At 57.0% G+C, this 9,270-nt stretch carries 5 protein-coding genes, 1 tRNA gene and 1 pseudogene; 3 read left to right on the top strand and 4 right to left on the bottom strand.

Annotated elements, in window-relative coordinates:
* From NW856_RS13565 to NW856_RS13580, 4 genes are all read right to left on the bottom strand, one after another.
* Positions 1-679 (bottom strand): ABC transporter ATP-binding protein (locus NW856_RS13565; protein WP_414400679.1); only part of this gene is annotated, 679 nt, incomplete at its 3' end.
* Between the two features lie 71 nt (positions 680-750).
* Entirely contained in the window at positions 751-2,748 is a 1,998-nt protein-coding gene (locus NW856_RS13570) for a nitrate ABC transporter ATP-binding protein (protein WP_414400680.1), read from the bottom strand.
* Between the two features lie 68 nt (positions 2,749-2,816).
* Complete coding sequence (gene ntrB, locus NW856_RS13575) at positions 2,817-3,644, bottom strand: nitrate ABC transporter permease (RefSeq protein ID WP_011432252.1); 828 nt, start codon at positions 3,642-3,644, stop codon at positions 2,817-2,819.
* Positions 3,645-4,116: 472 nt separating this feature from the next.
* Positions 4,117-5,421, bottom strand: a complete 1,305-nt coding sequence (locus tag NW856_RS13580; protein WP_414400681.1) for a CmpA/NrtA family ABC transporter substrate-binding protein — start codon at positions 5,419-5,421, stop codon at positions 4,117-4,119.
* 210 nt (positions 5,422-5,631) lie between these two features.
* Between NW856_RS13580 and NW856_RS13585 the strand changes: the two genes are divergently transcribed.
* The 3 genes and pseudogenes from NW856_RS13585 to NW856_RS13595 all read left to right on the top strand — a co-directional run.
* A complete protein-coding gene (locus NW856_RS13585) occupies positions 5,632-6,729 on the top strand; it encodes a tocopherol cyclase family protein (protein ID WP_414400682.1) in 1,098 nt (365 codons plus the stop codon).
* Positions 6,730-6,904: 175 nt separating this feature from the next.
* Positions 6,905-6,978 (top strand) — tRNA-Arg (locus tag NW856_RS13590).
* A gap of 118 nt (positions 6,979-7,096) precedes the next feature.
* Positions 7,097-9,270, top strand: a pseudogene (locus NW856_RS13595) (ATP-dependent Clp protease ATP-binding subunit); the annotation flags it as partial.

The raw sequence follows: 9,270 nt of genomic DNA on the forward strand, positions 1-9,270 counted from the left end.
GCGCGATCAGCACCAGGCGGTCGGCCAAAAACAGCGCCTCATCAATGTCGTGGGTAATCATCAAAACCGTGCAGCGATGTTCATCCCAAATGCGCAACAGCTCCTCTTGAAGCTCCTCTTTGGTAATGGCATCCAAGGCCCCGAAGGGTTCATCCAAAATCAGCACTTCTGGACGGATGGCCAACGCACGAGCAATGGCTACCCGCTGTTTCATCCCTCCCGAAATTTGCGAGGGATATTTCTGAGCGGCTTCCCCCAGCCCCACCAAATCCAAATGTTCTTCCACAATTCGATGCTTTTCCGACTGGCTCTTTTGGGGAAATACCGACCGAACGGCCAAATAAACATTTTCATAAACCGTGAGCCAAGGCAACAGGGCATACCCTTGAAACACTACCATGCGCTCCGGGCCAGGAGCTGTAATCGGCTGCCCTTTCAGCTTCACCGAGCCACTGGTGGGCTGGGCAAATCCGGAAACCATATTCAGCAGGGTGGTTTTGCCACAGCCGGAATGCCCAACCAAGCAGACAAACTCTCCCTCGTTCACACTGAGGTTGATATCTCGCAAGACGGGATAATCCCCCTTGGGAGTTGAGTAGGTCTTGCTGACATTCTCAAGGCTTAGGTAGGGTTCTGCGGCTACGTTCGCTGGGGTAGAGGTTGTCAAGAGGGCAGTCATCGTAGGGTGCTCCAACTCATGATTTTCTCACAACGGGGAATGTGCTTTTGCAAGGGCGCCCAAGTGGGTATCTAGAGCAACACAGGACGACGATCTAAGGCAACCTCGGCTACATAAATATCGTGCTTAATCGCCAAACTGTTGAGGTAGGCCAGGGGATCCTCACCATTAAAGGGGATCCCATCGAACAACTGAATGGGCTGCCTTTGGTAGGAGACATCCAGTCCCAGCTCGCGGGCTGCCGTGCTGAACACCCCCACCTGACATACCCGCTCCACGATCTCCACCCAGTTGCGAGGGAAGGGCAGATCCCCCCAGCGGGCCATTTGGGTCATTATCCACAGATGCTCGGTGCGGCTGGGACGGTTGCCGGCTCCCAGAAAGAAGCGGTGGTGGGCATATTCCCGCATCGGCCTGTCCAAGTCACAGATCAGACGCTGGGGATCCCCCAGGTGAATGTAGGATGGGTCGGTGCTCAGGTAGGCACGGCGGCTGAGCAGCTCGCGAATCTCATCGTGATGGGCCGGGTCTTCGCAGTAGCGGCAGGCTTCCAACAGCGCTTTGACCAAGGCAATGTGGGTGTTGGGGTAGGCTCTGGCCCAATCTTCTCGCACCCCCAACACTTTGCCGGGATGGCCCAGCCAAATCTCCAGGTCTGTAGCCACCGTAAAGCCACTGCCCTCTAAGGCTGCCCGCAAATTCCAGGGCTCTCCCACACAGTAGCCATCGATGTTGCCGGCTGTCAGGTTGGCCACCATCTGGGCCGGAGGCAGCGTTTTCAGTACCACATCGTGATCCGGGTGGATCCCGCCGGCTGCCAGCCAGTAGCGCAACAGCAAATTGTGCATAGAGCTGGGATGCACCACCCCAAAGGTGAGCCGACGGCTGGGACTATCCAGAATGTAAGCCTTCAACTGGCTGAGGGTGTGGATCCCTTGCTCGTAGAACCGCTTATGCAAGGTGATGGCATTGCCGTTGCGGGTCAAGGTGAGGGCCGTAACCACCGGTTGAGGCGGGTTATCCCCTCCGCCCAAAGACATCCACACCGGCATACCGGCGGGCATTTGGGCCGCATCCAGATAACCTCCCTGAATGCCGTCTTGGATCCCTCGCCAACTGGTTTCCCGCACCAAATTCACTTCTTCCAAGCCGTGTTTGGCAAAAAACCCTTTTTCTTTAGCTACAGCCAAGGGAGCGCAGGCAGTGAGGGGCACAAAGCCGATCTCCAAGTTGATCTTTTCCAAGCCATGCCTGGCCACCACAGTGCTGCGGCGAGCACGCCATTGCTTAATCCGTTTTTGTTGGTTCAAAAAGTAGATGATCTCGCTGCGGTAGCTGTAGTAGCTGGGATGGTTGACCACATCCAGCCGACGGCGGGGCCGAGGAATGTCAATGGTTAAAATGTTCCCAATTCGGGATCCCGGCCCGTTGGTGAGCATGACCACACGATCTGACAGAAGAACCGCTTCGTCCACATCGTGGGTGACCATGAGGGTGGTCATCTGATGTTCTTCACAGATGCGCATTAACTGCTCTTGCAAGTTCCCCCGCGTGAGCGCATCCAAAGCGCCAAATGGCTCATCCAACAACAACACTTTGGGCCGCAAAGCCAGGGCACGGGCAATGGCCACCCGCTGCTTCATACCCCCGGACAATTGGGCTGGGAGCTTATCTGCTGCGTGGCGCAAACCCACCAGATCAATGTGCTCTTCCACGATCTGCTGACGCTCAGCCGGAGAATGGTTTTTAAGAACGGCATTCACCGCCAGCGCAATGTTTTGCCGAACCGTTAGCCAGGGCAAAAGCGAGTAATGCTGAAACACCACCATGCGATCGGGGCCGGGAGCCGTAATGGTATGTCCATCCAAAGCTACGATCCCCCCCGTAGGCAAAGACAGCCCCGCCACCATGTTCAATAGGGTGGATTTGCCACAGCCGGAGTGGCCGATTAAGGAGACAAACTCCCCTCGATGGATTTGCAGATCGATCCCTTTCAGAGCAAGGTATTCCTGCCCTCCGGGCAGAGGAAAAGATTTTTCCACCTGCTCTACACTGACCAATACAGACACAGAAAACCTCCCAACCTATCACCCGTCTAGCCTCAAACCAACCACATACTGACAACACATCCAACACATCATTGGTTGGCTATCTTGTTTTGCAAAACAGACATCAGGCGATCCAAAAGCAATCCCACCGCTCCGATGTAGATGACGGCAACGATGATCTCCGTAACGTAGTTCTGCTGGTAGGCGTCCCAGATGAAAAAGCCGATCCCCGGCACACCCGACATCACAATCTCTGCGGCAATAATCGCCAGCCAAGACAGGCCGATGCCGATGCGCAGACCTGTGAACATGTAGGGCAGGGCTGAGGGCAGCAACACCTTAAAAAAGAAGTCCACTTTGGAGAGCTTGAGCACTTTGGAGACGTTGATGTAGTCTTCCGGGATCTGTCTCACCCCCACAGCCGTGTTGATGAGAATGGGCCAAATTGAGGTGATAAAAATAACAAACAGGGCAGCCGGCTCATTGCGTTGCAAAGCAGCCAAGGAAATGGGCACCCAAGCTAAGGGAGCTACCATGCGCAAAAATTGGAAAATGGGATCCAAAGCTCGGTTGATCCACACACTGCTTCCCACCAAAATGCCCAACGTGATGCCCACCAAAGCGGCACTGCAATAGCCGATGGCCACCCTTTGTAGGCTGGCCAAGGTTTGGCGCAGCAGCCCTTGGTCGAGGTCGCTGTTGCGATACAAAGGATGCAGGATCAGATATCGGCTGCGCTCGTCCATCCACACATCCCAAGGCCCCGGCAGCCGAATTAGGTTGGCACTGGCCAAGATCTGCCAGATGAGCAGAAATCCAACAATGCCCACCACAGGGGGGAGAATCTGATCTCGGTACTTCGCCAAATCGAACTTCGCCGTTGCAGATTTTGCCGGAGAAGAAAGTGTTGTCGTCATAGCTCCTGGAGAGGATAGGGTTTTACAAGGTTCTCTGTTGTCGCGCTCTCAGAACATTCCAGCCGCAGGGTTCTACAACGTGTTGGAAACAGAGCATGAACTGGGATTGGCCTTGCCTTTTCTTTGGATGGGCAAACACAGGGATTGCAAACTCAACAAAACTCTCACGACAATCAGAAAACTCAGGATTCCTACGGCTATTGAGAGGATGAGCTTGTCCCAGCGGGGCTGGGCCGGCCTCTCAAAAGGAGGATCCCTGAAGAGTTCGCGCGGAACGTGAAGTAGAGCCAACATAGCCGATCCTCAACATGGCATTTAAAGTTATTCAAAAAGTGCGAGGCTCATAGCATCCATCAACTTTCCATCGTTTGGGCAGAAAGCTCGGCACCGCTTTTTTCGACCTCGTGGGATCCCACAGGTAGGCAGGATCCCTGTTGTGCAAGAGATGCGTCTGTGTTGGCCGGGGTTGATATTAGACCCTTTTGATTTTCAGGCTGTTCAGGTAAGCCTGCGGATCCTGTGGGTCAAACACCACACCGTCAAAGAAACGCTCTGTTCCCCGCGAGGTGTTGTTGGGGATGTTCTTCACCCCCAGTGCCTGGGCGGCCTCACGCCAGAGATCTTCACGGTTCACTTCATCCACCAGACGACGGGCAGTATCCAGATCGGGAAGGAAGCGAGCGTGAAAGCCCCAACGCAAGGATTCCGTCAGGAACCAAAGGTCATGGCTCTTGTAGGGGTAAGAGACGCTGCCCCGGCCATCTTCCCAGTACAAGGGCCCGGCATTGAAATCTTGAACAGCTGGCTTGCCGTCTCCCAATTCGTAGTTGCCTTGAAAGGGAGGGGTGAGAACTTCAACCGGCACATTCAGGTAGGCACGCCCTGAGAGAATGCGTGTCAGTTCTTCTCGGTTGGCCGGATCGTCGCACCATTGCTGCGCTTCCATCACCGCCATCAAAGTGGCTTGTGTGGCCCTGGGGTTTTGCTCTACCCAATCGGCGCGAATGGCCAAGTATTCTTCGGGGTGAAAGGGCCAAATCTGTTGGGTAAGGGCCGCCATAAACCCGATCCCATCTGCCACAATTCGGTAGGGCCAGGGATCCCCGGTGCTAAAAGCATCCATGGTGCCATTGCGCATCCCCTGCACCGTTTCGGCAGAGGGCACCGTCAGGAGGTCAATGTCTTGATCCGGATCTACTCCCCCGGCGGCAAGCCAGTAGCGGATCCAAAAATCTTGATTGACGTTGGGGAAGGTATGAGCGGCCCTGAATTTGCGTCCGTTGCTGGCGCTGAAATTTTTGATGTAATCCGCGGCTCCCGAGATATCCAGCCCCAAACCCTTGCCAGCATGCATTCCGGCAATGGCAATCCCGTTGCCTTGGGTGATCAACTGACACAGAACTGCCATGCGCACCGGCCGATTGTTGGTGATGGCGCCAATGTGGATCATGTGAGGCATCGGCATCTGCCACTGGCCACCGTCGATTCCCCCACCCGCTGAGCCGATGACCACGTTGTCACGGGCTGCCGGCCAACTGGCCTGCTTCAAAACCTCTACACCGGTCATGCCATGTTTGTCGAAAAAGCCCTTCTCCTTGGCGATGATCAGGGGGGCAGACTCCACAATCGGTATAAAGCCTAACCTGAGATTGGGGGTTTCTGGGCCGCTGGCCTGGGCAACCCAGTAGCCTGTGCTGGCCCGTGCTAAGCTGCCACTCACGAGTCCACCCACGGTGGCCGCACCCGCAGACAGCAAAAAGTTACGACGTGACGTCATGCTCACCTCATCGAAAGGATATGTGAAGGCAAGATGGAAGCTTTCCGGTTCAAGTCGCCTGACCCATGGATTTCCTTCGTGAAATCTCAAGAAATCCTTAAATCTCAGCTTGGTTGATATCCTAAGGGCAAATAAATATAGAAACAATACAATTATTATTTTGGTAAGCATAGACTTCCGTTTATCATTGTTGCGATGGCTTAGGTCTCAATGGCGTTTCCTCCAACGGCGGCTTGCTCTGGGCAAAACAACTCAACAGATTGGGGATCCCTGCCCCATGCCGGCTATCACTGGGATGGCTGCACAGAGCGGTTTTTTGAGGGCTGGTACAGCCGCGTCACCTTGCCCGGGGATCCGCCCATTAGCTTTGCCTTCATGTACGCCATCGATCCCAAGCGTGGGGGCATGGCTCAGGTGTTGGGGCCGGAGGAGGAGTTGCATTGGCGCACCTTCCCCAATCCCCGCCGCTTTTGGGCCAGCTCAACCCATCTGGCCTTGGGGCACTCAGGGATCCCAGGCCCCGGCTGTCGCGGCCTTCAGGATCCCTTCACCTTCTTCCAGCGCACCGCCAGCGGCTACCAATACACCGCCCACCTCAACCAGGGGATTTTGCCGGATCCCTTGGGCTCTGAGCCCATTCGCTGGCTTTACCGCATTCAGCCTCGTTTTGCCTATGGGATCCCACCCCGAGCCACCATGGGAGCCTGGTCTTATCTGCCCATCTTTGAGCCGGGCTGGCAGATCCTCATGAGCCATGGCTTGGCCACCGGCTGGGTGGAGTGGAGAGGCAGGCGCTATGCATTTCAGCAGGCTCCCGCCTACGCCGAAAAAAATTGGGGCCAAAGCTTTCCTCGCCGCTGGTTTTGGATCCAGTGCAACGCCTTTCCCCAACATCCCGGCCTTAGCCTCACCTGTGCCGGAGCTGAGCGGCAGGTGCTCACCCGCCCCGAAGAAGTGGCCCTGATCAGCCTGCATGGATGGGGATCCCAGCCCTTTTTGGAATGGCGACCCGGATCCGCTCGGCTGACCTGGCAAGTGGATCCCTGGGGATCCTGGCGAATCTGGGGAGAGAGCGCCCTCTGGTGTATTCGGCTGGAAGGGCACACGCGGCGGCCTGGCCAAACTGTATTCACTCCTGGCCCAGAAGGGATGCAGCGCAACTGTCGGGATACCCTGGCAGGGCATCTGCACCTACAGCTTTGGCAGCGCAACGGCCAAGTCTGGACGCCGGTGATCAAGGCCACCAGCCCCCAAGCCGGCCTCGAAGTGGGGGGAGAAGTCCGGCAACCTTGGCAAGGGCAATGTTAACGCTGGCGGATATCTACACCCCCGTTGGACTTTCCAAAAAACGCTCTTGTGCTAGAATGCCTAAGCCACATTGATAGATGTCCATCTCTGTCTCTGGATAGTACTGGATAGTATCTGAGTAACTATGGACAGATAGTGTGGACAGACAGTCAACCGTGGTTGGCCCGCCCCTTTTGCGCCTGTAGCTCAGTGGACTAGAGCACGTGGCTACGGACCACGGTGTCGGGAGTTCAAATCTCTCCAGGCGCGTTTTGGCCCCAGACAGCTTCCGTCTGGGGTATTTACCGTCCCTTGGTTTCGCCAGAACTTGTGCTAGGATTACCCCTATCAAGTCCGCCTTGATGCAGGCGTAGGGAGCCCGAGGATCATGTTTGAACGCTTTACAGAAAAAGCCATCAAGGTGATCATGCTGGCCCAAGAAGAAGCCAGACGGTTAGGTCACAATTTCGTTGGCACCGAGCAAATTTTGTTGGGGTTAATCGGCGAGGGCACTGGGGTCGCCGCCAAAGTTCTCAAGTCCATGGGAGTGAACTTGAAGGACGCCCGCATTGAAGTCGAGAAAATTATCGGTCGGGGATCCGGTTTTGTGGCCGTCGAGATCCCTTTCACTCCCCGCGCCAAGCGAGTGCTGGAACTCTCCCTAGAAGAGGCCCGCCAGCTCGGCCACAACTACATCGGCACTGAGCACCTGCTCCTGGGCCTAATCCGAGAGGGGGAAGGGGTGGCAGCCCGCGTTTTGGAAAACCTGGGGGTGGATCTCTCCAAGGTGCGCACCCAGGTAATCCGCATGTTGGGCGAGACCGCCGAAGTGACGGCGGGGGGGGGATCCTCCAGTCGCACCAAAACGCCCACCCTGGACGAATTCGGCTCCAACCTCACCCAACTGGCCCAGGAGGGCAAGCTGGATCCGGTGGTCGGTCGGACGCGGGAGATCGAGCGGGTGATCCAGATCCTGGGCCGCCGCACCAAGAACAACCCCGTCCTCATTGGCGAGCCGGGGGTAGGCAAAACTGCCATTGCCGAAGGCTTGGCCCAGCGCATCGTGCAGGGGGATGTGCCCGATATTTTGGCCGACAAGCGGGTGATCAGCCTGGATATTGGCTTGCTGGTGGCCGGCACCAAGTACCGCGGCGAGTTTGAAGAGCGCCTCAAGAAAATCATGGATGAGATCCGCAATGCCGGCAACATCATCCTGGTCATCGACGAGGTGCATACCCTGATCGGGGCCGGGGCTGCCGAAGGGGCGATTGATGCCGCCAACATCCTCAAGCCTGCTTTGGCCCGCGGCGAGCTGCAGTGCATCGGCGCCACCACCCTGGATGAGTACCGCAAGCACATCGAGCGGGATGCCGCCCTGGAGCGTCGCTTCCAGCCCATTATGGTAGGCGAGCCGACGGTCTCCGAGACCATCGAGATCCTGTTTGGCTTGCGGGAGCGCTACGAGCAGCACCACAAGCTAAAGATCTCCGATGCCGCCTTGGATGCAGCCGCCAAGCTGGCCGACCAGTACATCTCCGACCGGTTCTTGCCAGATAAGGCCATCGATTTGATCGACGAGGCTGCTTCGCGGGTGCGCCTGATCAACTCTCAACTGCCCCCGGCGGCCCGGGAGCTGGATCAAGAGTTGCGGCGAGTGCTCAAGGAGAAAGACGCTGCGGTGCGGGCCCAGAACTTCGACAAGGCTGGTGAGCTGCGGGATCGGGAGATGGAGATCAAGCAGCAGATCCGCGCCATTGCCGCTGCTAAGAAGGCGGAAGAAAGCAGCCGCAGCGAGATGCCCGAAGTAACCGAAGAGGACGTGGCCCAAGTGGTCAGCGCCTGGACGGGGGTGCCGGTGGCCAAGCTGACCGAGAGCGAGTCAGTGAAGCTGCTGAACATGGAAGAAACCCTGCACCAGCGCATCATCGGCCAAGACGAAGCGGTGCGGGCCATCTCCCGGGCCATCCGCCGCGCTCGGGTGGGGCTGAAAAATCCCAACCGCCCCATCGCCAGCTTCATCTTCTCCGGCCCAACAGGGGTGGGCAAAACCGAGCTGACCAAGGCTTTGGCAGCCTACTTCTTCGGCTCCGAGTCAGCCATGATCCGCCTCGACATGTCGGAATACATGGAGCGGCACACGGTCAGCAAGCTGATCGGATCCCCGCCGGGCTATGTGGGCTACAACGAGGGGGGTCAGCTCACAGAAGCGGTGCGGCGTCGCCCCTACACGGTGGTGCTTTTCGATGAGATCGAGAAGGCGCACCCGGATGTGTTTAACCTATTGCTGCAAATCCTGGAGGATGGCCGCCTGACCGATGCCAAAGGCCGCACGGTGGACTTCAAGAACACCCTGATCGTGATGACCTCCAACATCGGCTCGAAGGTCATCGAGAAGGGCGGCGGCAGCCTCGGCTTCGAGTTCAACACCAACGACGAGGATGCCAACTACAACCGCATCCGCAACCTGGTGAACGAGGAGCTGAAGCAGTACTTCCGTCCGGAGTTCCTCAACCGCGTGGACGAGATCATCGTCTTCCGGCAACTGACCAAGGATGAGGTGAA

The sequence above is a fragment of the Synechococcus sp. R3-13 genome, from assembly GCF_047462195.1.
Lineage (GTDB): Bacteria > Cyanobacteriota > Cyanobacteriia > Thermostichales > Thermostichaceae > Thermostichus.